Origin of the sequence: Rhodopseudomonas boonkerdii (assembly GCF_021184025.1) — a bacterium.
Classification (GTDB): domain Bacteria; phylum Pseudomonadota; class Alphaproteobacteria; order Rhizobiales; family Xanthobacteraceae; genus Tardiphaga; species Tardiphaga boonkerdii.
Genome location: NZ_CP036537.1, coordinates 2,698,258 through 2,721,943, shown reverse-complemented (window position 1 = coordinate 2,721,943; position 23,686 = coordinate 2,698,258). Strand labels below are relative to the sequence as shown.

General features: G+C 63.3%; 22 protein-coding genes. 5 read left to right on the top strand and 17 right to left on the bottom strand.

The features are described 5' to 3' along the window. Nucleotides 1–73: 73 nt before the first annotated feature. Nucleotides 74–673: a YceD family protein gene (locus E0H22_RS12600; protein ID WP_233025967.1), complete on the bottom strand. Its 600-nt coding sequence runs from the start codon at nucleotides 671–673 to the stop codon at nucleotides 74–76. Further along, on the bottom strand, nucleotides 670–1,212 hold the full coding sequence (locus E0H22_RS12595) for a ubiquinol-cytochrome C chaperone family protein (RefSeq protein ID WP_233025966.1): 543 nt from the start codon (nucleotides 1,210–1,212) through the stop codon (nucleotides 670–672). Before E0H22_RS12595 ends, E0H22_RS12600 begins: the two co-directional genes overlap by 4 nt. A gap of 123 nt (nucleotides 1,213–1,335) precedes the next feature. On the opposite strand from E0H22_RS12595, the gene E0H22_RS12590 reads away from it, so the two are divergent. Together E0H22_RS12590 and E0H22_RS12585 are read left to right on the top strand one after the other, a co-directional pair. Further along, a complete protein-coding gene (locus E0H22_RS12590; RefSeq protein ID WP_233025965.1) occupies nucleotides 1,336–1,806 on the top strand; it encodes an outer membrane protein assembly factor BamE in 471 nt (156 codons plus the stop codon). A gap of 231 nt (nucleotides 1,807–2,037) precedes the next feature. Continuing rightward, nucleotides 2,038–3,045, top strand: a complete 1,008-nt coding sequence (locus E0H22_RS12585; protein WP_233025964.1) for a Bug family tripartite tricarboxylate transporter substrate binding protein — start codon at nucleotides 2,038–2,040, stop codon at nucleotides 3,043–3,045. Nucleotides 3,046–3,111: 66 nt separating this feature from the next. Here E0H22_RS12585 and E0H22_RS12580 read toward each other — a convergent pair whose 3' ends face one another. The 12 genes from E0H22_RS12580 to glyA all read right to left on the bottom strand — a co-directional run bounded on the left by E0H22_RS12580 (nucleotide 3,112) and on the right by glyA (nucleotide 13,859). Then, nucleotides 3,112–3,267 carry a hypothetical protein gene (locus E0H22_RS12580; RefSeq protein WP_233025963.1) on the bottom strand — a complete coding sequence of 52 codons (156 nt, stop codon included), beginning with the start codon at nucleotides 3,265–3,267 and terminating at the stop codon, nucleotides 3,112–3,114. A gap of 66 nt (nucleotides 3,268–3,333) precedes the next feature. Next, nucleotides 3,334–4,158: an arylamine N-acetyltransferase family protein gene (locus tag E0H22_RS12575; protein WP_233025962.1), complete on the bottom strand. Its 825-nt coding sequence runs from the start codon at nucleotides 4,156–4,158 to the stop codon at nucleotides 3,334–3,336. 21 nt (nucleotides 4,159–4,179) lie between these two features. Further along, nucleotides 4,180–4,713: a hypothetical protein gene (locus E0H22_RS12570; protein ID WP_233025961.1), complete on the bottom strand. Its 534-nt coding sequence runs from the start codon at nucleotides 4,711–4,713 to the stop codon at nucleotides 4,180–4,182. A 28-nt stretch (nucleotides 4,714–4,741) separates the two neighbouring features. Beyond that, on the bottom strand, nucleotides 4,742–5,167 hold the full coding sequence (locus E0H22_RS12565; RefSeq protein WP_233025960.1) for a hypothetical protein: 426 nt from the start codon (nucleotides 5,165–5,167) through the stop codon (nucleotides 4,742–4,744). A gap of 179 nt (nucleotides 5,168–5,346) precedes the next feature. Next, on the bottom strand, nucleotides 5,347–7,467 hold the full coding sequence (locus E0H22_RS12560; protein ID WP_233025959.1) for a sodium-translocating pyrophosphatase: 2,121 nt from the start codon (nucleotides 7,465–7,467) through the stop codon (nucleotides 5,347–5,349). 244 nt (nucleotides 7,468–7,711) lie between these two features. After that, a complete protein-coding gene (gene thiL / locus E0H22_RS12555; protein ID WP_233025958.1) occupies nucleotides 7,712–8,674 on the bottom strand; it encodes a thiamine-phosphate kinase in 963 nt (320 codons plus the stop codon). A 179-nt stretch (nucleotides 8,675–8,853) separates the two neighbouring features. After that, nucleotides 8,854–9,345, bottom strand: a complete 492-nt coding sequence (gene nusB / locus E0H22_RS12550) for a transcription antitermination factor NusB (protein WP_233025957.1) — start codon at nucleotides 9,343–9,345, stop codon at nucleotides 8,854–8,856. 6 nt (nucleotides 9,346–9,351) lie between these two features. Next, a complete protein-coding gene (gene ribH / locus E0H22_RS12545) occupies nucleotides 9,352–9,843 on the bottom strand; it encodes a 6,7-dimethyl-8-ribityllumazine synthase (protein WP_233025956.1) in 492 nt (163 codons plus the stop codon). Nucleotides 9,844–10,015: 172 nt separating this feature from the next. Then, nucleotides 10,016–10,627, bottom strand: coding sequence for a riboflavin synthase (locus tag E0H22_RS12540; RefSeq protein WP_233025955.1), 612 nt, complete (start codon nucleotides 10,625–10,627; stop codon nucleotides 10,016–10,018). 152 nt (nucleotides 10,628–10,779) lie between these two features. Then, nucleotides 10,780–11,940, bottom strand: a complete 1,161-nt coding sequence (gene ribD, locus E0H22_RS12535; protein WP_233025954.1) for a bifunctional diaminohydroxyphosphoribosylaminopyrimidine deaminase/5-amino-6-(5-phosphoribosylamino)uracil reductase RibD — start codon at nucleotides 11,938–11,940, stop codon at nucleotides 10,780–10,782. Continuing rightward, the gene (gene nrdR / locus E0H22_RS12530; RefSeq protein ID WP_233025953.1) at nucleotides 11,937–12,434 is read right to left on the bottom strand and encodes a transcriptional regulator NrdR; all 498 of its coding nucleotides are present in this window, start codon (nucleotides 12,432–12,434) and stop codon (nucleotides 11,937–11,939) included. Before nrdR ends, ribD begins: the two co-directional genes overlap by 4 nt. 135 nt (nucleotides 12,435–12,569) lie before the next feature. Further along, a complete protein-coding gene (gene glyA, locus E0H22_RS12525) occupies nucleotides 12,570–13,859 on the bottom strand; it encodes a serine hydroxymethyltransferase (RefSeq protein ID WP_233025952.1) in 1,290 nt (429 codons plus the stop codon). Nucleotides 13,860–14,790: 931 nt separating this feature from the next. Between glyA and E0H22_RS12520 the strand changes: the two genes are divergently transcribed. Next, nucleotides 14,791–15,702 (top strand): polysaccharide deacetylase family protein, encoded by a 912-nt coding sequence (locus E0H22_RS12520; RefSeq protein ID WP_233025951.1) that lies wholly within the window; start codon nucleotides 14,791–14,793, stop codon nucleotides 15,700–15,702. A gap of 14 nt (nucleotides 15,703–15,716) precedes the next feature. Next, on the top strand, nucleotides 15,717–16,271 hold the full coding sequence (locus E0H22_RS12515; RefSeq protein ID WP_233025950.1) for a dihydrofolate reductase: 555 nt from the start codon (nucleotides 15,717–15,719) through the stop codon (nucleotides 16,269–16,271). 120 nt (nucleotides 16,272–16,391) lie between these two features. Here E0H22_RS12515 and E0H22_RS12510 read toward each other — a convergent pair whose 3' ends face one another. Together E0H22_RS12510 and E0H22_RS12505 are read right to left on the bottom strand one after the other, a co-directional pair. Next, a complete protein-coding gene (locus tag E0H22_RS12510; RefSeq protein WP_233025949.1) occupies nucleotides 16,392–16,844 on the bottom strand; it encodes a DoxX family protein in 453 nt (150 codons plus the stop codon). 140 nt (nucleotides 16,845–16,984) lie between these two features. Continuing rightward, nucleotides 16,985–19,294 carry an NADP-dependent malic enzyme gene (locus E0H22_RS12505; RefSeq protein WP_233025948.1) on the bottom strand — a complete coding sequence of 770 codons (2,310 nt, stop codon included), beginning with the start codon at nucleotides 19,292–19,294 and terminating at the stop codon, nucleotides 16,985–16,987. Between the two features lie 334 nt (nucleotides 19,295–19,628). Here E0H22_RS12505 and E0H22_RS12500 point away from each other — a divergent pair, with 334 nt between their 5' ends. Further along, on the top strand, nucleotides 19,629–21,608 hold the full coding sequence (locus tag E0H22_RS12500; RefSeq protein ID WP_233025947.1) for a hypothetical protein: 1,980 nt from the start codon (nucleotides 19,629–19,631) through the stop codon (nucleotides 21,606–21,608). A 144-nt stretch (nucleotides 21,609–21,752) separates the two neighbouring features. Here E0H22_RS12500 and aspS read toward each other — a convergent pair whose 3' ends face one another. Further along, complete coding sequence (aspS, locus tag E0H22_RS12495; protein WP_233025946.1) at nucleotides 21,753–23,525, bottom strand: aspartate--tRNA ligase; 1,773 nt, start codon at nucleotides 23,523–23,525, stop codon at nucleotides 21,753–21,755. Nucleotides 23,526–23,686: the final 161 nt, after the last annotated feature.

Genomic DNA, 23,686 nt, shown 5'->3' with positions numbered 1-23,686 from the left:
TGGAACCGGGAATCAGCATATGTCCCGGACGCGATGCGGTGTGAAGTGCCGCTGCGCACCTGGGACATTGTCCCTAATCCTTTTTCAGTGCCTTGAGCGCTGCGAACGGATGCTCGTCAGGATTCGGCGCCTCGACCTGATCCTGGAACACCGCGCCCGGCTTGCGCGGATAGGGATCGAGGCCCAGGAACAGCGCATCGGTGGCCAGCTTCCCGATATCGATGGCGCCGTTCTCGATGGGCTCCGGCGGGTCCGGGCGCTCGTCCTCGCTCTCGCCGTCATCCTCTTCCGTGGTTTCGGCGAGTTCGCGAATCTGCGACGGAGGCGCGAACACCACATCGACGGCCTCGTCGACCTCGTTCTCGACCGGCTCCAGCGTCACCACGCAGGTCTGCGTCACCTTTCCGATCACCCGGCCGGTGACATGCACCGTCCCGCCGGGCACCGGCAGCAGCCTCAGCTCGGCCTTGACGGCGGCGATATCCGGCAACCCGCCGAGATCGGCCATTGCCTTGCGCTCATCCGGCCGCGCCGCGATGGTCTGCGACAGGCCTATATCGGGAATTTCAGCCACCGGGACAAGGACGCTCCAGGGCGGCGGCGGGAGTTGCGACGGCGGAAGCTGCGACGGCTCGAGTTTTGGAGGCTTTGGGCCGCGATCGGATTTACTCATGTCGTTACCAGGGTTGCCGCGGGCGACGGAAACCGCCACGCGCCGGAAGTCAGTGTGGCCGGACCGAGCCCGGCGAGGTGATTGTCTGCCGCTTCGACGTAAGCGGCGAGCTGCCGCGCATGCGCGATACCGCCGCCATTATAGATATTCTTCGACAAGGCCGCCGCCAGCGCCTCGGTGCCCTCGGCGATCGCGATGTCGTAGGCCTTGGTGCGGCCGTAGAACGCGCCGCCGAACTCGCGCATCTTGCGCGGCACCTTGAGGTCGCTGGTGCCGAGTTCGCGCAGATTGTCGTCCATATCGTCGCAGAACCTGTCAAAAAGCCCTTGTGCCAGTTCACTTCTCGGCTCCAGCCGCCGCAGCACCAGCCAGAGCTGCAACAGCAGCATGTCGAAACGTCCGTCGACCGTGTCGGGCGCACCTAAATCTCGGTAAAATAACGGTTCTCGGGCCTGCGCCACGATCATGCCATAGATCGCTTCAATGGTGCCGCGCAACCGCGCCGGGGGTTTCCTGAATCGACTGAACGGCCAGATCATGACGGGTTCCTTGCGGGCCGGTCGGGCACGCGCATGTTGCATTCGGCAGTTCTGCCCGGTACGTCAACGCCTTCCGGGATGCAAGAGCCCCGGAAGCGCCAAGAGGATGGGGATTCCTCCGATATGACCATTTCGAGCCTGAGCACTGCCTTCCGCGGATCGCGCCTGAACTGGCGCCGGGTCCGCTCGGTCGTGGCCGTCGCCGCCGTCTGCCTGTCCCTCGGCGCCTGCGCCGAACAGTTCCAGAAGGGCTACATCCTGCCCACCGGCGCGCTCGAGCAGATCCCGATCGGCGCCAGCCAGGATCAGGTCCTGATCGTCATGGGCACCCCGTCCACCGTCGCCACCCTGAACGGTGAAGTGTTCTACTACATCTCGCAGCGCGCCGAACGCGCCGTCGCCTTCATGCCGCAGAAGGTCACCGACCAACGCGTCATCGCGGTCTATTTCGACAAGGATCGCAAGGTGACCCGCCTCGCCAATTACGGCTTGCAGGATGGCAAGATCTTCGACTTCGTCAGCCGCACCACGCCGACCTCCGGTTCGGAGATGAGCTACCTCGCGCCGCTGTTCCGATTGGTCAGCTTCAGATAGTCGCGATCGCGTAGGGCGGATGAGCGCAACGTAATCCGCCGTTCTTCACCACACATAGTCGGCCGGCGGATTACGCTTCGCTCATCCGCCCTACGAAATTCGAAAGCCTCGCAGCCCATGTTGCGAGGCTTTTTGTTTGTTCGCCACGCCAACGCGACTTGTCTGCGATCACAGCTCTGACTACGCTTTTCGCTAATCAACAAAGCAATAACGCCAAGAGAGGAAACGCTCATGACCAAACTGGTTACCCGTCGCTGCGTTCTCACCGGCGCCGCCGCGCTGTCGACCGCTGCGATCCTGCCGCGCGCGAGCTTCGGCTCCGGCGCATGGAAGCCAACCGAAACCGTCCGCATCATCGTGCCCGCGGCCGCCGGAGGCTCGACGGATGTGATGGGCCGCATGCTCGCCGCCCATCTGCAGCCGGTCTGGGGCCAATCTGTCGTGGTGGAAAACCGTTCCGGCGGCGGCGGCACCATCGGCGTCGCCGAAGTCGCGCGTCTCAAAGGCGACGGCCATACCATACTGGTGGGCAATCCCGGCCCGAACGCCATCGCCTACAGCATCTTCAGGAACCTGTCCTACAAGATGGATCAGTTGCAGCCGGTCTCCAACATGATCAAGCTGCCGAACATCATGTGCGCGCATCCGAGCGTGCCGATCAAGACGATCCCCGAGCTGATCGCCTATATCAAGGCCAATCCGGACAAGCTGAACTACGCGTCATCGGGCGTCGGTCAGAGTCCGCATCTCACCGGTGCATGGTGGCTGCAGCTCACCGGCCTGAAGATGCAGCACGTGCCGTTCCGCGGCGCCGGCCCCGCCCTGCAGGCTGCGCTCGCCGGTGACGTACAGATCCTGTGCGACAATCTCTATCCCTCGCTGCCGCAAGTGCTCGACGGCAAGCTCAACGCACTCGCGGTAACGACGCCGGAACGCAATGCGCAGTGCCCGAATGTGCCATCGATGCGCGAGACCGGCGTGCCCGAGCTCAAGAATTTCGATGTCTCGACCTGGTTCGGCGCGTTCTACCCGAAGAGCACACCGACCGAGGCAGTGACGGCACTCAACGAGCAGATCAAGGTTCTGCTCTCCACCGACGCCGCCAAGAAAAGCATTGCCGCCATGGGCGCCGTGCCCGATTACGGCACGCCGGCGCAGTATCAGGCCTTCGTGGAGGCCGAGGCATTGAAGTTCAAGGGGATCATCGACAAGGAAGGCCTGCAGATGGAGGTGAAGTGACGCGCAACTCATGCGTCATTCCGGGACGCGCGCCTTCCGCACGCGCATTCGGAATGACGCGATTCATCATCCGCTCTTGGCGATCTTCTTGATCTTCGCTTCCTGCGCCTCGATCGCCAGCGTCAATTCCATGATCGCCTTCGAGAGCAATTCGGTGGCTTCCTTCTGGTCCTGCGATTTGGCAGCACGCAATGCATAGTTCTTAGCGGAAGACAGGGACATGGCTCTCTCGCAGTGATGATCGATCGCAGGGCGGATTAACCGAAGGCGTCATCCGCCGCAACAGCCCTACGGTACGACGCGGCTGATGATCGCATACAGCTCCTCGACCGGCACCGGCGACACCACATTAAACGTCTCGTCCAGCACCTGACGTAACTCCCCCGCACTCTCCAGCATGCGCGTCGAGACCTGCTCGCCATCGCGCGCCTCGACGATCAGGTGGCGATTGACCAGCTTGTAGCGTCGTCCATCCTTGACCCGTTCCATCACCAGCGTGGTCGGAAACGGCACCGCTGGATTGGTCGAGGTGTACCAGTTGCCGAGTTCGTAATCGGACTGGAGCTGCGGAATGAGATCGAACGCATACATGGTGCGCCAGCCGCCGGCGCGTTTCGCCGCAAGCCACAACCGTCCATCGGCTTCCGTGATTCTGTAGGTGCCCATCGCGGTGGCCTGCTCGACATCCACCGCGAGTCGCAGCGGCGCATCGAGCATGCAGGCGCCGAAACCGACATCGGCGAGATAAGGCCCCTCCGGCAGGTCGACCCTGAGCAACATATGGGTTTTCGGACCGAGCGGACTGTCCGGCGGCGCATTCCAGCGCACGCGTCCACCGAGCCCGGTGACCTTGAAACCGATAGCCTGCAACGCAGCGCGCAGGATGGCATTCTGCTCGTAGCAATAGCCCCCGCGTCGCTGCACGACGAGCTTCTCCTGCAACGAGGCGAGATCGAGGACAACAGGACGTCGCAGCAGCGGATTGAGGCCTTCGAACGGAATCGCGCCGACATGAGCAGTATGAATCGCCGTCAGCGTTTCGAGATCGGGCTGCAGCGGCCCGTCATAGCCGATGCGTGCGAGATAGCGGTCGAGTTTGAAGACATCCGTCATGCGCCGATCCTGATTGTTCCGTCATGCGGGTCCAAGCCGCGCGGAGAGATAAGTGACCACCGCATCGCGTTCGGCGATGGAAGCAAAGGCACGCGCGGGAATATGCACTGCCTGCAGCGCACCCATCCAGATGATGACCCCACCCTGCTCCACGGTGACGTCCCGGATCGCGCGCCAATTGCCGCGAATGGAGATATCATCGCCCGCCGCCGTGACGCCACCTGCATCGATGGTGATAGAAAGCCGCTTCCACTCCTTCGGGCCTCTGGCGCCGAGATGGCGCATCGTCATCGCGTATTCAAGACGCACCACGCGCATCATCACGATGAGGCCAAGCGCGAATGCAACGCCGCAGCTCATGCCGATACCCAGCTTGGTGGCCGGCGTATACTGCCCGAGAAAGATGGCGACCGGAAATATCGACAGGATCGCAACGACGTAAGGCCAGGTCGTCGACGTCTCGCCGTGCTGGCGCTGCGCCAGCAGCGAGAAATATTGCTGATAGTCCTCCGGCGTGAGGTCGATCGCGAAAGAGAAACGATCGCCATCAGCCATCGATGCCGCTCCTGCCGCGCCGTATCTTCTAGCTCTTCGTCCCGTATTTCCGCGCAAAATCGCGGCCGGCGCGGGCGACGCAGACCGCCGCCTGCCCCTGGTACATGGTGCCATCCTTTGCGGCGATTTTACTGCATTTCGCCCGAGCCTTCCCATAGGCAGCCCTGATGGCTGGCGACGCCTTCGGCAGGAAACGCGGCTCGCATTTCGCGATCACGATGTCGGACAGCGCATTGTCGCCCGACGATCCGAGCTGGCAGAGTTCGAGGACGCGATAAGCGCCTTCGCAGCTGAACTCGGTTCTCACGGCAGCGGTGACGGCGGCGACATAACTGCCGGCAGCGTCGATTTTGGCAGCGCTGATCGCGCATTGATCGGCTGCGCGAACCGGCGCTGCACCTGCAACGAGACCCAATGCGGCAATCGCAAACGCGCGACGAGGCATCTCATGCATCACAATCGCCTTTCAGCTGGCAAAGAAAATCCCGCGGCTTTCACCGCGGGATTTTTGCATTCGTCGTAACGCTCGTCCAGTCGCCCTGCCTAGGGCGGATGAGCCGAAGGCGTCATCCGCCGGCCGAGGCATGCGGCGAAGAACGGCGGATGACGCTCCGCTCATTGCCCTACGCGCGATCAATGCGCCAAAATCGCCAGCAACAGCAGTGCCACGATGTTGGTGATCTTGATCATCGGATTCACCGCGGGGCCCGCCGTATCCTTGTAGGGATCGCCGACGGTGTCGCCGGTCACGGCTGCCTTATGCGCATCCGAGCCCTTGCCGCCGAAATGGCCGTCCTCGATATACTTCTTGGCGTTATCCCAGGCGCCACCGCCCGAGGTCATCGAGATCGCCACAAAGAGACCGGTGACGATGACGCCAAGCAGCATCGCGCCGACCGCGGAGAACGCCGCCGACTTGCCGGCGGCGCCGCCGCCCGCGATCACATAGATCAGGAAGTAGACGACGATCGGCGACAACACCGGCAACAGCGAGGGAATGATCATTTCCTTGATCGCTGCCTTGGTCAGCAGGTCCACCGCCTTGCCGTAATCGGGCTTGTCGGTGCCCTGCATGATGCCGGGCTTTTCGCGGAACTGGCGCCGCACTTCCTCGACGATGGCGCCGGCCGCGCGGCCCACCGCCGTCATGCCCATCGCGCCGAACAGATAGGGCAACAGGCCGCCGAACAAGAGGCCGACCACCACATAAGGATTGTTCAGCGAGAAGTCCGGCGTGACGCCCTGGAAGTACGGGTTCTTCGCGGAATTCGCGATGAAGAACTTCAGGTCCTCGTTATAGGCCGCGAACAGCACCAGCGCGCCGAGACCGGCGGAGCCGATCGCATAGCCCTTGGTAACCGCTTTGGTGGTGTTGCCGACTGCGTCCAGCGCGTCGGTGGATTTGCGCACCTCCTTCGGCAGGCCTGCCATTTCCGCAATGCCGCCGGCATTGTCGGTGACGGGACCGAAGGCATCGAGCGCCACGATCATGCCCGCCAGCGCCAGCATGGTGGTGGTGGCAATGGCGATGCCGAACAGGCCCGCAAGGCTGTAGGTGATCAGGATGCCGGCGATGATCACGATGGCCGGCAGGGCCGTCGCCTCCATCGAGATCGCGAGCCCCTGGATCACATTGGTGCCGTGACCGGTCACCGACGACTGCGCGATGGACTTCACCGGGCGATAGTCGGTGCCGGTGTAGTATTCGGTGATCCAGATGATCAGGCCGGTGACGACGAGGCCGACCACGCCGCATTCGAACAATGCGAAGCCCGTATACTTCGCGCCCTCGAGCGGGCCGAAGCCGGTCAGCCAGCCGATGGCGAGCGCAAGCCCCACGAGCGACAGCACGCCGGTGGCGATCAGACCCTTGTACAGCGCCCCCATGATCGACTGGCTGGCGCCGAGCTTGACGAAGAAGGTGCCGGCGATGGAGGTGATGATGCAGATGCCGCCGATAGCCAGCGGCAGCGTCATCATGTTCACGAGGAGCGGCGACGAGGCGAAGAAGATCGCCGCCAGCACCATGGTGGCGACGGCCGTCACCGCATAGGTCTCGAACAGGTCCGCCGCCATGCCGGCGCAGTCGCCGACGTTGTCGCCCACGTTGTCCGCGATGGTCGCCGGGTTGCGCGGATCGTCCTCGGGAATGCCGGCTTCCACCTTGCCGACGAGATCGCCGCCGACATCGGCGCCCTTGGTGAAGATGCCGCCGCCGAGACGGGCGAAGATCGAGATCAGCGAGGCGCCGAAGCCGAGCGCCACCAGCGCGTCGATGACGGTGCGGCTGTTGGCGGCAAGACCCATGCCATGGGTGAGAACCATGAAGTACAGCGTCACCCCGAGCAGGGCGAGGCCGGCCACCAGCAGGCCGGTGATCGCCCCCGCCTTGAAGGCGAGTTCGAGGCCGCCGGCCAGCGAACTGGTCGCCGCCTGGGCTGTGCGGACATTGGCGCGCACCGACACGTTCATGCCGATAAAGCCGGCCGCACCGGAGAGGATCGCGCCGACCGCGAAGCCGATGGCGACGAGCATGCCCAGAAAATATGCCAGCAGCGCGAAGATCACGACGCCGACGATACCGATGGTGAGATATTGCCGCCGCAAATAGGCCTGTGCACCTTCGCGCACGGCACTTGCGATTTCCTGCATTCGCGCATTTCCGGCATCCGCCTTCAACACCGAACCCGTCGCCCAGATCGCGTAAACGATCGACAGTGCCCCGCAGAGCACGATCACCCACAATGCTGTCATGGAATCTGCCTCAGTCCTTCCTGCCCGGCGCCTTGTTTGATGGCGCATATGATCGGAGGCCTGTCCTGAGTACGTGAGGACGGCCTCTCGTATCGCGAGCATGGCAAAATCGGTATCGGCGTGCAACGGCGGCCGATGAAAGAACGCTGCTAATTTGGAAGGGATGTAGTGGCCGGCGTGACGCTCGATAACCTCTCCCCGCGCAAGATGCGGGGAGAGGTTAGTTCGCTGCATCTATCGCACGTCAAAAGTGGCTATAGGAGCGTCGCTTCAATTCGATCGCCTCACCCGCCGCATCGACAAAGCGCGGCGGCGCATCGCCGGCGACAATCCCGCCAATCACCGCCGCAGCCACACCCGCCTCTTCCGCCTGCGCCATAAAGGACGCTACGCGCGCCTCGGGCATGGTGCAGAGAATTTCATAGTCGTCGCCGCCCGCCACCAGCGTTTCGAGACCGATCATGCCGGCGTCCAGCAGCGCGCGTGCCGGCGCCGACAATGGCACGCGCGCCGCCTCGATCACCGCCGAGACACCCGACACCCCGCACAATTTGCCGAGATCGCCCGCCAGCCCGTCCGACACGTCCATCGACGCCGTCGCGTGATCCCGCACCGCACGCGCCAGCCCGGTTCGCGGCTGCGGCACGCGATAGCGGTTGATCAGCGGCTCCTCGTTCGACGATGCCAGCCGCCCTTGCAGCACGGCGAGCCCCAGGGCGGCATCGCCGATCGTACCCGTGACCACGATCCGGTCGCCCACCTCCGCGCCCGCGCGGCGAACGATCCGCCCTTCCGGTATCCGGCCGAAGGCCGTGACGGAGACCGTCAGCGGCCCCGGCGTGGACACCGTGTCGCCGCCGAGCAGCGGGCAGCCAAAGGCGTCGATGTCCTCACCGAACCCGCGCGCGAATTCCGCGAGCCACGCCTCGTCCGGCGCCTTCAGCGCCAGTGTCAGCACGAAGCCGGCCGGCACGGCGCCCTTGGCAGCGAGGTCGGAGAGATTGGTGCGCAGCGCCTTGCGGGCGATGGTGTCGGGAGGATCGTCGGGCAGGAAGTGCACGCCTTCCACGATGGCGTCCGTATTGACGACGATATCCTCGCCATCCGCCTTCAGCACCGCCGCATCATCGCGCAGGCCGAAGGCGCCCGGGGCGGTGGCCAGCGGAGCGAAGTGGCGCGCGATCAGGGAGTCTTCGTTAGATGTCACGATAGCCCTCTCTGACTGGAGCCCAACACTCCGTCCCTCATCCTGAGGAGCCGCGCAGCGGCGTCTCCCAGCGAATGGCATAGCCATTCGCAAGGGATGGCCGCACGCTCAGAGCCCGGCCATCTCATGGTTCGAGACGGCGCTACGCGCCTCCTCACCATGAGGGGGACGGCGTTATGTCAGCGCGCGAACTCATCCGGCCGATACTGCCGCCCGATCTGGTCCAACACCGCATTCACCATGCCGGTCTCGTCGCGCTCCACGAACGCATGCGCCACATCGACATATTCCGACACGATGACGCGGCCCGGAATGTCCTTGCGATGCTGCAGCTCATAGGCCCCGGCCCGCATGACCGCGCGAAGAATCGCCTCGACGCGGGCCAGCGGCCAGCCACGCGACAGCACGTCGTCGATCAGGGGATCGAGCTGCTTCTGGTCGCGCAGCACGCCGGACACGACGTCGCGGAAGAACGCGCCCTCGGCCGGCAGATACTGCTCGCCCTCGACCTCGCTGCCGATCCAGAAGCTCTCGAACTCAGCCAGCACTTCATTGATGCCGGTGCCGCCAACATCCATCTGGTACAGCGCCTGCACGGCTGCGAGCCGAGCCGCGCCGCGCCGGTTGGCCTTGCGGTCGCCTTTGGGCTCCGGCTTCCTGAACTCCGCCATCGTCGCTTACGCCTTCGCCATACGGCGCTTGATGCGCAGCATCGCCAGAGCGGCACGCGCGGCATCGCCGCCCTTGTTCAGTTCGGAGGCTTTCGCGCGGGCCCAGGCCTGTTCCTCGGTGTTGACGGTGATGATGCCGTTGCCGAGCGGGAACTGCTGGCGCACCGCATAGTCCATCAGCGCGCGCGAGGACTCGATGGAAACGATCTCGAAATGGATGGTATCGCCGCGCACCACGCAGCCCAGCGCCACTGCGCAGTCATACGGCTTGCCGTTCTTTTCGGCAGCATCCACCGCAATGGCGATGGCGGCGGGGATTTCCAGCGCGCCCGGCACGGTAAGAACGTCATGGGAGACGCCGGCTGCTTTCAGCTCGGCAATAGCGGCCTCCAGCATGGCGTCCTGGATATCGTCGTAAAACCGGGCCTCGACGATCAGCGCATGGGCGCCGGTGATGTCGGTCTGGTCCTTCAGGGGGGCACGTCGCGGGTCGGCCATCGGGTCTCGTTCCAGTCAGTAGTGACTTACATTCGGGCAGCCTTTTAGGCCGCATAAGTTGGGATTCCAAGCACTTATAGCCGTAGGGCGGATGAGGCGAAGCCGTAATCCGCCGCGGAGTTTCCGCTTTGAGCTCGGCCGGCGGATGACGCTACGCTCATCCGCCCTACGGTCACGCCATCTCCGCCAGCCGCGCCGCATAGCGGGCCATCAGGTCTACTTCAATATTGACCTCGGTACCCGCCTGCCAGCTCTCGCCCAGCGTGGTGACGCTCAGCGTGTGCGGAATGATCAGCACGGCGAACTCCACGTCCGACACCGTGTTCACCGTCAGCGACACGCCATCCAGTGTGACCGAGCCCTTGGTGGCGATGAATTTCGCCAGTTCCCGCGTGGTGCGGAAGGTGATCCGCGCCATATCGGGCAGATTCTCGCGCGACACGATGGTGGCGATACCGTCGACGTGGCCGGCGACGATATGGCCGCCGAGTTCGTCGCCGATCTTCAGCGCGCGTTCCAGATTGAGCCTGGTTCCGACCTGCCAGTGTTTGGCCGTGGTCAGCGCCAGCGTCTCCGCCGCGGCATCGACATCGAACCAGGTCTTGCCGTTCGCGACGCCCGAGGAAACCACCGTGAGACAGACGCCGTTATGAGCGATCGAGGCGCCATCGGCGATGGTGGTCTGGTCGTAGTCGCAGAGAATGCGCAGCCGGTGCAGCTGGCCCTGCGCCACTGGCCTCAGGCTTTCGATCTCGCCGATATCGGTGACAATGCCGGTAAACATGAATGTCTCTTTCTTACCTCAAATCACCCTGCCCTCATCCTGAGGAGCGACCACTTGGTCGCGTCTCGAAGGATGGCGGCAAGCGCCGCGCCCAGCCATCTCATGGTTCGAGACGGCGCTGAAGAAGCGCCTCCTCACCATGAGGGGCACAGCTAAACCGTGGCGCGCTCATAAATCGTGAGCGTATCGTTCTCGATCGTCTCGCTAGCACGCACCTTGAACCCCGGCGACCCGGTGATCGCGCTCAGCGGCAATGCGTCCAGCGCGTTGACACCGCCTTCGCCGATCTCGTTCGGCCCTTGAAACAGCCAGATTTCATCGACGAGGCCGGCGCTCACGAAAGACGACGCGATCTTCGCGCCGCCCTCCACCAGCAGCCGGGTGATGCCCTTCCCGGCCAAGCTATGCAGCACCGCCGATAAATCCAGCCCCGGCAACGGCGATGTCACCGCCGGCACACGCAGCACCTGCGCACCTGCGGCGCCGAGCGCCATCGCGGCCGGCGCCTCGGCGATATCCGACGTCATCACCCAGAGCGGTACCGTGCGGGCGGAATGAACCAGCTTGCTGTTGCCTGAGATGCGCAGCGCACGATCGAGCACCACACGCACCGGCGAGCGTTTCATCATGCCCGGCAGGCGGCATGTCAGTTCCGGATCGTCGGCGATGACGGTGCCGATGCCGACAAGGATCGCGTCGCATTGCGCGCGCAACAGATGCACGCGCGAGCGAACCCGCTCGCCCGTCACGGCGACGGGCTTGTGCCCGGCGGCCGCGATTTTCCCGTCCGGCGAAACCGCGAGCTTCAGCACCACATGCGGGCGCTTGTCACGGATGCGGCGGAAGTGCCCGGCGTGATCGCGCGCCGCTTCCTCGGCGCAGAGGCCGACATCGACCTTGATCCCCGCCGCACGCAGCCGTGCGTGGCCCTGCCCGGCAACTTCGGGATTGGGATCCTCGACCGCCGCGACGACGCGCGCGATGCCGGCAGCGGCGATGGCATCCGCACAAGGCGGCGATTTGCCAAAATGCGAGCATGGCTCCAGCGTGACATAAAGCGTCGCCCCGCGTGCGACTTCACCGGCCTGCGCCAGCGCCACCGGCTCCGCATGCGGCCGGCCGCCCGGCTGCGTCCAGCCGCGGCCGAGAATCACGCCGTCCTTCACGACGACGGCACCGACAGCGGGGTTCGGCCATGTCCGCCCCTGCCCGCGGCGGCCCAGCGTCAGCGCAAGCTGCATGTAGCGGAGATCCTCGGCCTTGGCGGCGGCGAGTTTTTCGCGATGCTGGTCTTCCAGGATACGGAAGATCATTTTCCTGCGGCCGTGGGCTGTCCATTTTCATCAAGAACTGCGTCATCGGTGTGGAGCTCACCGAGCAACGCCTGGAAATCCTTCGCCTCGCGAAAATCGCGATACACCGAGGCAAAGCGGACATAGGCGACGTCGTCGAGAACGCGCAGATGCTCCATCACGATCTCGCCGATCGCCTCGGACGAAATCTCCGCCTCGCCGCCGCTCTCCAGCTCGCGCACGATGGCCGACACCATGGTCTCGACCTTTTCCGGATCGACAGGACGCTTGCGCAACGAAATCTGCAGCGAGCGCACCAGCTTGTCGCGATCGAACGGCACCCGGCGTCCGTTGCGCTTGATCACCGTGAGCTCACGCAGCTGCACGCGCTCGAAGGTGGTGAAGCGGAAATTGCAGGCGATGCACACGCGCCGCCTGCGGATGACCGACGAGTCTTCGGTGGGCCGCGAGTCCTTCACCTGCGTATCGAGGCTGTTGCAGTTCGGGCAGCGCATGAACCTATCCTCTCGTCATTGCGAGGAGCGAAGCGACGAAGCAATCCAGTTTTCTTGACCTTCTGGATTGCTTCGCCCAAACGAATTGCTCCGCAATTCGTCAGGGCTCGCAATGACGGCAATAAACGACTTTCCTTACTGATAGATCGGGAAACGATCCGTCAGCGCCTTCACCTTTTCCTTAACAGCCGCTTCGACCAGCGGCGCACTGCCGTCGCCGGACTGCGCCACGGCGCTCAGCACCTCGGCTATGAACTCGCCGGCCTGCTTGAACTCTTCGGTGCCGAAGCCACGGGTGGTCGCAGCGGGGGTGCCGAGACGGATGCCCGAGGTGACCCACGGCTTTTCCGGATCGAACGGCACGCCGTTCTTGTTGCAGGTCAGGCCAGCGCGAACCAGCGCCTTCTCCGATACATTGCCCTTGAGGCCCTTCGGCCGCAGGTCCACCAGCATCAGATGGTTGTCGGTGCCGCCCGAAACAATGTCAAAACCCTGCGACTTCAGCGTCTCGGCCAGCGCCTTGGCATTGGCGACGACGTTGGCCGCGTAGGTCTTGAACTCCGGCTGCAGCGCTTCCTTAAAGGCCACCGCCTTGGCCGCGATCACATGCATCAAGGGGCCGCCCTGCAGACCCGGGAAGATCGCCGAGTTCAGCTTCTTGTGCAGCGCTTCGTCATTGGTGAGAATCAGGCCGCCGCGCGGGCCGCGCAGCGACTTGTGCGTGGTCGTGGTGGTGACATGCGCATGCGGCACCGGCGATTCATGCACGCCGCCGGCGACGAGACCGGCGAAGTGGGCCATGTCGACGAGCAGATAGGCACCGACGCTGTCGGCGATCTCGCGAAAACGCTTGAAGTCCCAGGCGCGCGAATAGGCGGAGCCGCCGGCGATGATCAGCTTCGGCTTCACCTCTTCCGCCTGTTTGGCGATGGCATCCATGTCGAGGATCTGGTCGTCCTGGCGCACGGTGTAATGCGCCGGCTTGAACCACTTGCCGGACATGTTGACGGGCGAACCGTGCGTCAGATGGCCGCCGGCCGCGAGGTCGAGGCCCATGAAGGTATCGCCCGGCTGCAGCAGCGCCAGGAACACGGCCTGGTTCATCTGGCTGCCGGAATTCGGCTGGACGTTCGCGAACTGGGCGCCGAACAGCTGCTTGGCGCGCTCGATGGCGAGATTCTCGGCGACATCGACGAATTCGCAGCCGCCATAGTAGCGCGCGCCCGGATAGCCCTCGGCATATTTGTTGGTCATCACCGAGCCCTGCGCCTCCAGCACGGCGCGGCTGACGATGTTTTCCGAGGCGATCAGCTCGATCTCATGGCGCTGGCGGCCAAGTTCCCCCTTGATCGCGGCTGCGATTTCCGGATCGGCCTGCGTGAGCGAGGCGGTGAAGAACGAGGCGTTACGGGCCGAACTGGTCATCAGGGCATATCTCCACCGCCGCGGCCAGAATGGCGGAGCGCGAGCGGTCTCGGGTGGTGGGCAGGAACTGCGTCGGGATACCATATCTGGCCGCCTCGTCCAAGGATTTGCCGGGGCGAGACCAGATTTAGCCGGCCCGGCAAACATGCGGCGATCGCAAAACAAGATCGCTGCGCGGGCGCGTAGGATGGGTAGAGCGAAGGCGCGGCAGCGCTGGAGCGAAACCCATCGGCGGAGCGTGAGGCATCGACGGGATTGATGGGTTTCGCTCCGCTCTACCCATCCTACGGTCGCGATAAAATGTTCTCACTTTGTTCTTGACAATATTCCTCTCATTGCCCTATATCCCAGCCGTCTTGTTCGCGGGGGGCGCTCTCATGAGGCGTTCTTTGAGCGGGACAGGATGCGGAGCCCGCGGCCTGCCTCGCAAGCAGGACTCGGGAGGCCGGGGGTCACCGTCCCTCCCCATTACGAGGGGGAGCCGATAGGTCGGCTGCGACGGCACAGGCGAACGGCGGAGAAATCCGTCGGGATCAGCGGCTCGGAAACTTGCTGCGGCAAGGAGTAAGGGACGTGCCGGTGTGCGACAGAGCGGTCCTCCAGCCAAAAGTCCCGCGGTGGCACGCCGTCAGGCGTTGCGCGGCCGGCCAGCACTGGCGATCCAGTGCGAACCGATCGCGTCAGTCCCACCCCCACGCGCCTTGCGGCGTGCCGCCTCCCCTCATGTCTTCGAGGGGAGACCTGCTCACACCTCGGACGCGCAAGCGCCGCGAGAATGAGGCCTCATGATCTCGGGAAGGACGTGGCTGTTTGACATTCACATCCATTCCAACACGCTGGGGAAAAGGCTCGTCCCATGACCCCAACGCAGAAAATCACGCTAGACTTGTCGCCAGCCTATTCTCGGCCGGAACGTTGCACGGGGGACGTCATGCGCAAGGCGGCAGGTGTGATTTTGGCGAGCGCGATGTCGCTCTGGGCGATGCAGGCACTGGCCCAGGCGCCGAAAGCTGCAGCTCCGGCACCGGCGCCCGCTCCGAACACCGCGGCGAAGCCTGCTTGCGCCAATCCCGACGCGCTCGGCGTCAGCCGCGTAGTGGAGATCGACACCACCGGCGGCCCCGGTTTCGGCTTCGAGCATTTCAAGCAGCTCGACTTCCTGCGCGACAAGGAAGTGGTCCTCACCTTCGACGACGGCCCGTGGCCCACCACGACGCCGGCAGTGCTGAAGGCTTTGGCCGACCAATGCGTCCGCGCCGTCTTCTTCCCGATCGGCAAGCACGCCACTTATCATCCCGAGATTCTGAAGCAGGTCGCCGCTGCCGGCCACACCATCGGCGGCCACACCTGGGCGCATATCGCGCTGACCAGCAAGAAGCTCACCGAGCAGCAGCGCAAGGACGAGATCGAAAAGGGGTTCAGCGCCGTCAAATGGGCGCTGGGCGCCGCCCCCGCCCCCTTCTTCCGCGCGCCGGCCCTGCAGCACCCGCCCGAAATCGTCACCTATCTCGGCGAGCGCAACATGGCGATCTTCTCCTGCGACATCGACAGTTTCGATTTCAAGACCCGCAAATCCGAGCAGGTCATCACCAATGTAATGACCAAGCTCGACAGGCTCGGCAAGGGCATCATCCTGATGCACGACTTCCAGAAGCCCACCGCCGAAGCGCTGCCGGAACTGCTGCGCCGGCTGAAAGCAGGCGGCTACAAGGTCGTGCTGATGCGCGCGAAAGCGCCGGTGCAGACGATTGCATCCTATGACGAAGCGCTCGCCAAGGATGCCAAGCTGCCGACGGTGAGCACGCGTCCGCTCAGCAGTGTGGTGACGACGGTCCCGGAATAAGCTAGCAAGTGCAGATGTCAGCGTTGCGTTTCGAAGGTTATGTGATCGTTTCAGGCAACGGCATGCTCGCCGACGCCAGCGGCGTGATGCCGGACAGCCTGAAATTTCCCGGCGACCAGCACTTCTTCAATGAAGCCCTCGATCGGACCAGCCTGATCGTGCACGGCCGCAATTCCTTTGAGGACCAGCCGAACTCGCCGCAGCGCAAACGCATCGTGCTGACACGGCAGATCGACGGCGTCGCGCGCGATCCGGCCAACGCCAAGGCGACCTTGTGGAATCCCGCCGGCGCGACATTCGAGCAGGCCTGTGCGCGGGCCGACATTTCGCGCGGCACCATCGCGATCATCGGCGGCCCGACCGTCTTCGACATGTTCATGGATCGCTTCGACACGTTCTGGCTGTCAGAAGCACCTGATGTCATCGTGCCGAACGGACAAGGCTGCTTTCCGAATGTCCCCGCGCAATCGCCGCACGATGTGCTGGCAAGCCATGGACTGAAGGCTGCGGAGACGCGCATACTGGACGCAGAGCATGAAGTCACCGTCACAGCATGGCGGCGTTCGTAGGGCGGATGAGCCAACGGCTCGCGCGAAGCGCGCCCGATGATAAACTCCGCGTAATCCGCCTGCCGATTGCGTGGGACGAAGAACGGCGGATTACGCTGCGCTCATTCGCCCTACATTCGATCACCCTTCGCCATAAGCATCCAGTCGCGGCCCTTTGCCGATGCCGGCGATCATGAACAGCCCGCCGATCAACGACAGGTTCTTCAGCGCGTGGATCATCTGCGCCTTGGCATCGGCACCTGCGAGATTCCAGAAGTCGTGGAAGTAGAACGTCGCAGCCATCACGAACAGCACCATCACGAGGGCGAAGAAGCGCGCACCGAAATTCAGTGCGATGGCGATGCCGCCGATCAGTTCCAGCGCCGCTGTGGCAATCGCCATGATCTGCTTCAGTTCCATCCCCGCCAATTGTTCGAGCTGCGCGGTATAAGGCAACACGGCTGCAGGAAGCGTGGGCAGAACCTTGTTCGAGATCGCATCTGCCGCCACGCCGAGATCGAGAAACTTGCTCGCTCCCGACGCGATGAAGATCACCGCAAACAGGATACGCCCGAAAGTAATAAACGCCGGCATGTGAAAGCCTCACGAACTGCAACGACTGCGGATCGAAACGCGACAAGTATGATCAAGTTTGTCGCTTTTTCAAACGCAAATGGATGACTTCTCGCGAAGTCATCCATTTGTGGTCAGCAACGCAATGATGGTTCGCCGGCTCAGCCGAACAGATTGGCCTGCGAGCGCCCTGCCCGTTCCTGCGCTTCGACAGCGGCCACAGCAGTCATGTTGAGAATGCCGCGCGCCGTCACGCCCTGCGTCAGGATATGCGCCGGACGCGCCGGACCGATCAGGATCGGACCGACCGGCAGCGCATCGCCGAGTGTCTTGATCATCTGATAGGCGACATTGGCCGTATCAAGCGTCGGCATGATCAGGACATTCGCGGCGCCTTCGAGCTTCGAATGCGGCAGTACCATTTTGCGCGCAGCTTCAGAGAGTGCGGTGTCGCCCTGCATTTCACCATCGGACTCAATCTCCGGATGCCTTTCGCGGAGCAACGTCGCGGCCCGGCGCATCTTGCGCGAGGAGTCCGTGTCGTAGCTGCCGAAATCCGAATGCGAGACGAAGGCGATCTTCGGCTTCATGGCGAAGCGCTGCACGTGGTTGGCCGCAAGCGCAGCAATTTCGGCGAGTTCTTCGGCGCTCGGATTGGGGCGCACCTGCGTGTCGGCGATAAAATGCGCGCCCTTGCTGCTGATCATGAGAGAGAGCGCTGCGAAATCGCTGACGCCCGGCAGGAATCCGATGATCTCGCGCACATGGCGCAGATGGCTCATATAGCGGCCTTCGATACCGCAAATCATCGCATCGGCTTCACCGCGGATCACAGCGAGCGCAGCAATGACGGTCGCATTGGTGCGAACGACCGTGCGCGCCACATCGGGCGTCACGCCGCGACGACCGGCGACGTCGATATAGGATTGAACGTAAGAGCGATAGCGCGGATCGTCCTCGGGATTGATGAGGTCGAAATCCTGACCGGCCTTGATCGACAGACCGAACCGCTTGATGCGTGCGTCCACCACGGACGGACGACCGACGAGGATCGGACGCGCCAGCTTTTCTTCCAGCACGACCTGCACGGCGCGCAGCACGCGCTCGTCCTCGCCTTCGGCATAGATGACGCGGACGGGTTGCGTCTTCGCCTTGGCGAACACCGGCTTCATCACGAGGCCAGAACGGAATGCGAAGCGTTCGAGGCCTGCAGCATACTCCTCGAAATTGGCGATCGGACGCGACGCGACGCCCGACTCCATCGCAGCCTTGGCAACGGCCGGCGCGATGCGCAGGATCAGGCGCGGATCGAAGGGCGACGGGATCAGCGAGCCCGGACCGAAGCCCTGCGTTTCGGTTTCAAAACCGGCGGTCACGGCATCCGATGGCGGATCCTGCGCGAGCTGCGCAATGGCGTCGACGGCGGCGATCTTCATCGCCTCGTTGATGGCGGTGGCGCCGCAATCCAGCGCGCCGCGGAAGATGAAGGGGAAGCAGAGAACGTTGTTGACCTGGTTCGGGAAGTCCGAGCGCCCCGTGCAGATCATCGCGTCCGGCCGCGCCTTGCGTGCCTCGTCGGGCATGATTTCCGGGACCGGATTGGCCAGCGCCAGCACCAGCGGCTTGTCGGCCATTGCCTTGACCATCTCCGGCTTCAGCACGCCGGGCGCAGACACGCCGAGGAAGATATCGGCGCCACCGATGATGTCACCGAGCGTGCGGGCGTCGGTCTTCTGTGCGTAGACCGCCTTCCAGCGATCCATCAGGGTGTTGCGCCCTTCATGCACCACGCCGTCGATGTCGGAGACCCAGATGTTCTTCTTCTGCGCCCCCATCGAGACAAGCAGATTGAGACAGGCGATCGCGGCGGCGCCGGCGCCAGAGCACACGATCTTGACGTCTTCGATCTTCTTGCCGTTGAGCAGCAGAGCATTCTTGATGGCGGCGCCGACGATGATGGCGGTGCCATGCTGGTCGTCATGGAAGACCGGGATCTTCATGCGCTCCTTGAGCTGCGCCTCGATCTCGAAGCACTCCGGTCCCTTGATGTCTTCGAGATTGATGCCGCCGAAGGTCGGCTCCAATGCCGAAACCGTCTCGACCACGCGCTCGATGGTGTCGGCCGCGATTTCGATATCGAACACGTCGATGCCGGCGAATTTCTTGAACAGGACAGCCTTGCCTTCCATGACAGGCTTCGAGGCCAGCGGGCCGATATTGCCGAGACCGAGAACGGCAGTGCCGTTCGACACCACAGCGACGAGATTGGCCCGGGAGGTCAGCGATGCCGCTTCATTGGGATCGGCGGCGATGGCGAGACACGGCGCGGCGACGCCGGGCGAATAAGCGAGCGCGAGGTCGCGCTGATTGGCGAGCGGCTTGGTCGCCTGGATCTCGAGCTTACCCGGTTTGGGCTGGCGATGATAAGCGAGCGCCGCGCGCGACAATTCTTCGGAGGAAGGAGATGACATAAGCGCTCCGGTCGGGGCCAAACAGGAAGGACTGGATGAATGGGTTGTTCGGCGGATTCAGCGCGATGTCTATCCCGCCGGACGGCATTGGCGCAACCGCTTCCAGACGCATGTCAGTGGTCCCTCGCCTGCAGAAAAATTCACGCTTTCGATCTCGAACCCAGGTATCCGATGAAGCGTCATAGGAAAGACTGCCTTGCCTGTTTTTGTCGAACACGGGTACTTTGATGCCGCAACACGCAAATGTATCCAACAGCTCTCCCGCGCTGCACTCGATCCTTGACGAAGCCAGGCCCTTCAGCGTCGCATAGCCCGCTAACGGAGTTTTTCCTCAATGTCCAAAATCGTCATCGGCCTCGGTGCGGCCGCTGTTGCTGCTGTTGGCGGCTATTTCAGCACGGAAGCCTATATCAAGCACCGGATTGCCAACGAGATCGAAGCGAACTTCGCGCAGATTCGTGCCGCCGGCGCGCAGGCCAAGCATGGCGACCTCGCCTTCAGCCTGTGGACGCGCCAGGTCACACTCTCCGATATCGCCGTGGAGTTTACGACACCGCAACGGGCCGCCATCAAGGTCGGCCGCTTTAGCGCTTCGGGTGTCGGATCCGGCAGCACGACCACCTTCACGGCTGATCACATCGTCCTCACCGATATCGATGCCAGCGGCACGATCGCGCCGTCGGGGGGTCTTGACGTCGCCGTCAACGCGCCCCGCTTCGAGATTGACGATTATTCCGGCCCAACGCGCTTGCCGGCACAGGCCGGATTGGCCTCGCCGCTCGACATGTACCGGGCCGGACTGACGCAATTCGCCGCCATCTCGGCACGTGCGATGACGGCGCCCACCGTCACGGTGAAAGCGACCGGCAAAGCGCTGCCGAACGGCACGGACTATGTCTATTCAGACCTGGCAATCCGCGACATCAAGGATGGCAAGATCGCCACATCCCATGCCGGCCGCGTCAATGTGGCGATGACCGTTGCACAAGCCGACAAACAAGTGCGGATGACGGGTGAAATCGCCGACATCACCGCAAAGGACTTCGATGCCGCTGCGGTGGCAACGGTGCTTGATCCCGCCCATGCGAGCGATGAGAAGTTCTATCGCATTCAGGGACAGATCAGCACCGGCGCCTATACGCTGACATCGGACAACGGCCCCTCCTTCCGCATCGATGGCATCCGCATGGGCGACATGAAGGTCCAGCCGTCCAAGTTCAAGATGCAGGAGCTGCTTGCCGTACTCCCTGCAGCAGGTACGCCTGTCGATCCCGCCAAGGCGCGCGCCGTGATCAACACGGTCGCTTCCGTCTATGAAGGTGTCCAGATCGACAATACCGAGATACTCGGCCTATCCGTCCAGGCACCTGATGGTCCGATCAAGCTCGCGGCCCTGCGCTTCAATCTCGATCGCGGCAAGATCGGCGAATTCGCCGTCGAGGGGCTGGACGGCCAATCGACGGAAGGCCCGTTCAAAATCGGACGTTTCGCGCTCAAGGGCTTCGATTTCCCCGGCCTGATGCGGCAGACATCGCAAATGACCGTGCCCGGCATGACGCCTTCCGCCGACAGCGTCGTCGGCCTGCTGAAAGCGCTTGACGGTATCGAGCTCAAGGACATGGTGGTGCCGCACAAGAGCAGCGGCAAGCTGATTACGCTGCACGAAGCCGGCCTGAGCTGGGGTCAGTTCGTCGGACCGATCCCGAGCAAGATCAATCTCAAGCTGAATATGACGGGGCCGCTGGAGGAGAAGGACGGCGAGCCATTCACGCTGCTGCGCGATGCCGGCATCGATGAAGCCACCGCAGCGATCGATATCGGCCTCGCCTGGAATGAGGGCGAGAAGAAGCTCACGCTGACGCCTGGCGTGTTCGAGATCGGCAAGCTCTTCGCCGTCAACGCACAAACCTCGCTCAACAACGTCCCGCGCAATCTGTTCACCACCAATCCGCAGCAGGCCATGGTTGCGGCTCTGCAGATGGAATATGGCCCTGTGGAAATCGTCGCGCGCGACCTTGGCGCCGTCGATCTTTCAATCGCTCAATATGCCCGCAAACAGAATGTCTCGACGGAAGAGGCGCGGTCCGCCCTCGCGAACGAGATCAGAACGAAGGGGCGTGCGGCCGGCAATAGCAATCCGGCCGCAAGCCGCCTCGCCGACGCCGCCGCAGCTTTTATCGAACGGCCACACGGCACGCTCTCCGTGAAAATCACACCCCGCGCGAAACTGCCCGTGATGGAATTTATGGACTTGATGAAGAACGATCCGGTCACGGCGTTCTCGCTGTTCGAGATCGATACCCAGAACAGATAGTGCCGCTCTTGTCCCGGACGCGATGCGGCACGTAGTGCCGCTTCGCAGAGCCGGGATCGTTACGAACTCCGGCGCTTGATACGGTCCCGGCTCTGCGCAGCAGCGTAAAAAACGCTGCAGCGCATCCGGGACACATATCAAAGATCACTTCTCCGGCAGGTTCAGCCGGATGTGCGCTTCACGCAGTTGCTTGGGCGACGCTTCCGACGGTGCGCCCATCAGCAGGTCTTCCGCACGCTGGTTCATGGGAAACAGCGAGATTTCGCGCAGATTGTTGGTGCCGCACAGCAGCATCACGATGCGGTCGACACCGGCGGCCATGCCGCCATGCGGCGGGGCCCCGTACTGGAAGGCGCGATACATGCCGCCGAAGCGCTCGATCACCGTCTCCTCGCCGTAACCGGCGATCTCGAACGCCTTCACCATGGCTTCCGGCTTGTGGTTACGAATGCCGCCCGAAGCGATCTCGTAGCCGTTGCAGGCGATGTCGTACTGGAACGCCTTGATCGTCAGCGGATCCTGATTGAGCAACGCATCGAGCCCCCCCTGCGGCATCGAGAACGGGTTGTGCGAGAAGTCGACCTTCTTGTCGTCCTCGTTGTACTCGTACATCGGGAAGTCGACGATCCAGGCGAGCTTGAACTGCTCCTTGTCGGCGAGGTTCAGATCGTCGGCCACTTTGTTACGAGCGAGACCGGCGAACTTGTAGAACTTCTCGGGATCACCAGCGACGAAGAAGGCGGCATCGCCGGCCTTCATGCCGAGTGCCGCGCGGATTGCTTCAGTGCGCTCCGCGCCGATATTGTTCGCGAGCGGACCAGCGCCTTCATTGTTCTCGCGCCACATGATGTAGCCGAGGCCCGGCTGACCTTCGCCCTGCGCCCAGGAATTCATCCGGTCGCAGAATGCACGGCTGCCGCCGGTCGGGCCTGGAATGGCCCAGACCTGGTTCTTCGGATCCTCGAGCATCCGCGCAAAGACCTTGAAGCCTGAACCGCGGAAGTGCTCGGAGACATCCTGCATCTCCAGCGGATTGCGCAGGTCCGGCTTGTCGCTGCCATACTTCCGGATCGCTTCGGCATAGGGAATGCGCGGCCAGTTCTTGCTGACCGGCTTGCCATTGGCGAATTCCTCGAAGATGCCGGTGATGACCGGCTCCATCGCGGCAAACACGTCCTCCTGCTCGATGAAGCTCATTTCGAGATCGAGCTGGTAGAATTCACCCGGGAGACGATCGGCGCGCGGGTCCTCGTCGCGGAAGCATGGCGCGATCTGGAAGTAGCGGTCGAAGCCCGACATCATCAAGAGCTGCTTGTACTGCTGCGGCGCCTGCGGCAGCGCGTAGAACTTGCCGGGATGGATGCGGCTGGGCACCAGGAAGTCGCGCGCGCCTTCCGGCGACGAGGCCGTCAGGATCGGCGTCTGGAATTCGAAGAAGCCCCCCTCCTTCATGCGGCGGCGCATGCTGTCGATGATAGCGCCGCGCGTCATGATGTTCTGATGCAGCTTCTCGCGACGCAGATCCAAGAACCTGTATTTCAGGCGGATGTCTTCCGGATAGTCCTGATCGCCGAACACCGGCAACGGCAGTTCAGCAGCGGGGCCGAGCACTTCGATGTCACTGATATAGATTTCGACGGCGCCGGTCGGCAGTTCCGGATTGTCGGTTCCTTCCGGACGGCGACGGACCTTGCCGTCGATGCGCACGACCCATTCCGAGCGCAGCGTCTCGGCGGTCTTGAAGGCGGGCGAATCCGGATCGGCGACGCACTGGGTCAAACCGTAATGATCGCGCAGGTCGATGAACAGCACGCCGCCATGGTCGCGGATACGATGGCACCAGCCGGACAGGCGCACGGTCTGATCGATATGGCTGTCGCGGAGCGCGCCGCAGGTGTGAGACCGGTAGCGATGCATGATTGTCCTGGAAAGTGCGTAATAAGGTCAGAATCGGCTGTCGCGCCTTTGCGCGAAGCGCAGGGTTTACCCGACCGTACCATGCGCGGCAACCGAATGGCGGCGACCGGACGAGAGCGAACCAATGCGGAAGCCCGACATGTGGCAGGCACATTGGGTAT

What these genes read in the sequence shown, in the direction of transcription:
- E0H22_RS12600 (WP_233025967.1), bottom strand. Translation starts at nt 673, where the DNA reads ATGAGTAAATCCGATCGCGGCCCAAAGCCTCCAAAACTCGAGCCGTCG.
- E0H22_RS12595 (WP_233025966.1), bottom strand. Translation starts at nt 1,212, where the DNA reads ATGATCTGGCCGTTCAGTCGATTCAGGAAACCCCCGGCGCGGTTGCGC.
- E0H22_RS12590 (WP_233025965.1), top strand. Translation starts at nt 1,336, where the DNA reads ATGACCATTTCGAGCCTGAGCACTGCCTTCCGCGGATCGCGCCTGAAC.
- E0H22_RS12585 (WP_233025964.1), top strand. Translation starts at nt 2,038, where the DNA reads ATGACCAAACTGGTTACCCGTCGCTGCGTTCTCACCGGCGCCGCCGCG.
- E0H22_RS12580 (WP_233025963.1), bottom strand. Translation starts at nt 3,267, where the DNA reads ATGTCCCTGTCTTCCGCTAAGAACTATGCATTGCGTGCTGCCAAATCG.
- E0H22_RS12575 (WP_233025962.1), bottom strand. Translation starts at nt 4,158, where the DNA reads ATGACGGATGTCTTCAAACTCGACCGCTATCTCGCACGCATCGGCTAT.
- E0H22_RS12570 (WP_233025961.1), bottom strand. Translation starts at nt 4,713, where the DNA reads ATGGCTGATGGCGATCGTTTCTCTTTCGCGATCGACCTCACGCCGGAG.
- E0H22_RS12565 (WP_233025960.1), bottom strand. Translation starts at nt 5,167, where the DNA reads ATGCATGAGATGCCTCGTCGCGCGTTTGCGATTGCCGCATTGGGTCTC.
- E0H22_RS12560 (WP_233025959.1), bottom strand. Translation starts at nt 7,467, where the DNA reads ATGACAGCATTGTGGGTGATCGTGCTCTGCGGGGCACTGTCGATCGTT.
- nusB (WP_233025957.1), bottom strand. Translation starts at nt 9,345, where the DNA reads ATGGCGGAGTTCAGGAAGCCGGAGCCCAAAGGCGACCGCAAGGCCAAC.
- ribH (WP_233025956.1), bottom strand. Translation starts at nt 9,843, where the DNA reads ATGGCCGACCCGCGACGTGCCCCCCTGAAGGACCAGACCGACATCACC.
- E0H22_RS12540 (WP_233025955.1), bottom strand. Translation starts at nt 10,627, where the DNA reads ATGTTTACCGGCATTGTCACCGATATCGGCGAGATCGAAAGCCTGAGG.
- ribD (WP_233025954.1), bottom strand. Translation starts at nt 11,940, where the DNA reads ATGATCTTCCGTATCCTGGAAGACCAGCATCGCGAAAAACTCGCCGCC.
- nrdR (WP_233025953.1), bottom strand. Translation starts at nt 12,434, where the DNA reads ATGCGCTGCCCGAACTGCAACAGCCTCGATACGCAGGTGAAGGACTCG.
- glyA (WP_233025952.1), bottom strand. Translation starts at nt 13,859, where the DNA reads ATGACCAGTTCGGCCCGTAACGCCTCGTTCTTCACCGCCTCGCTCACG.
- E0H22_RS12520 (WP_233025951.1), top strand. Translation starts at nt 14,791, where the DNA reads ATGCGCAAGGCGGCAGGTGTGATTTTGGCGAGCGCGATGTCGCTCTGG.
- E0H22_RS12515 (WP_233025950.1), top strand. Translation starts at nt 15,717, where the DNA reads ATGTCAGCGTTGCGTTTCGAAGGTTATGTGATCGTTTCAGGCAACGGC.
- E0H22_RS12510 (WP_233025949.1), bottom strand. Translation starts at nt 16,844, where the DNA reads ATGCCGGCGTTTATTACTTTCGGGCGTATCCTGTTTGCGGTGATCTTC.
- E0H22_RS12505 (WP_233025948.1), bottom strand. Translation starts at nt 19,294, where the DNA reads ATGTCATCTCCTTCCTCCGAAGAATTGTCGCGCGCGGCGCTCGCTTAT.
- E0H22_RS12500 (WP_233025947.1), top strand. Translation starts at nt 19,629, where the DNA reads ATGTCCAAAATCGTCATCGGCCTCGGTGCGGCCGCTGTTGCTGCTGTT.
- aspS (WP_233025946.1), bottom strand. Translation starts at nt 23,525, where the DNA reads ATGCATCGCTACCGGTCTCACACCTGCGGCGCGCTCCGCGACAGCCAT.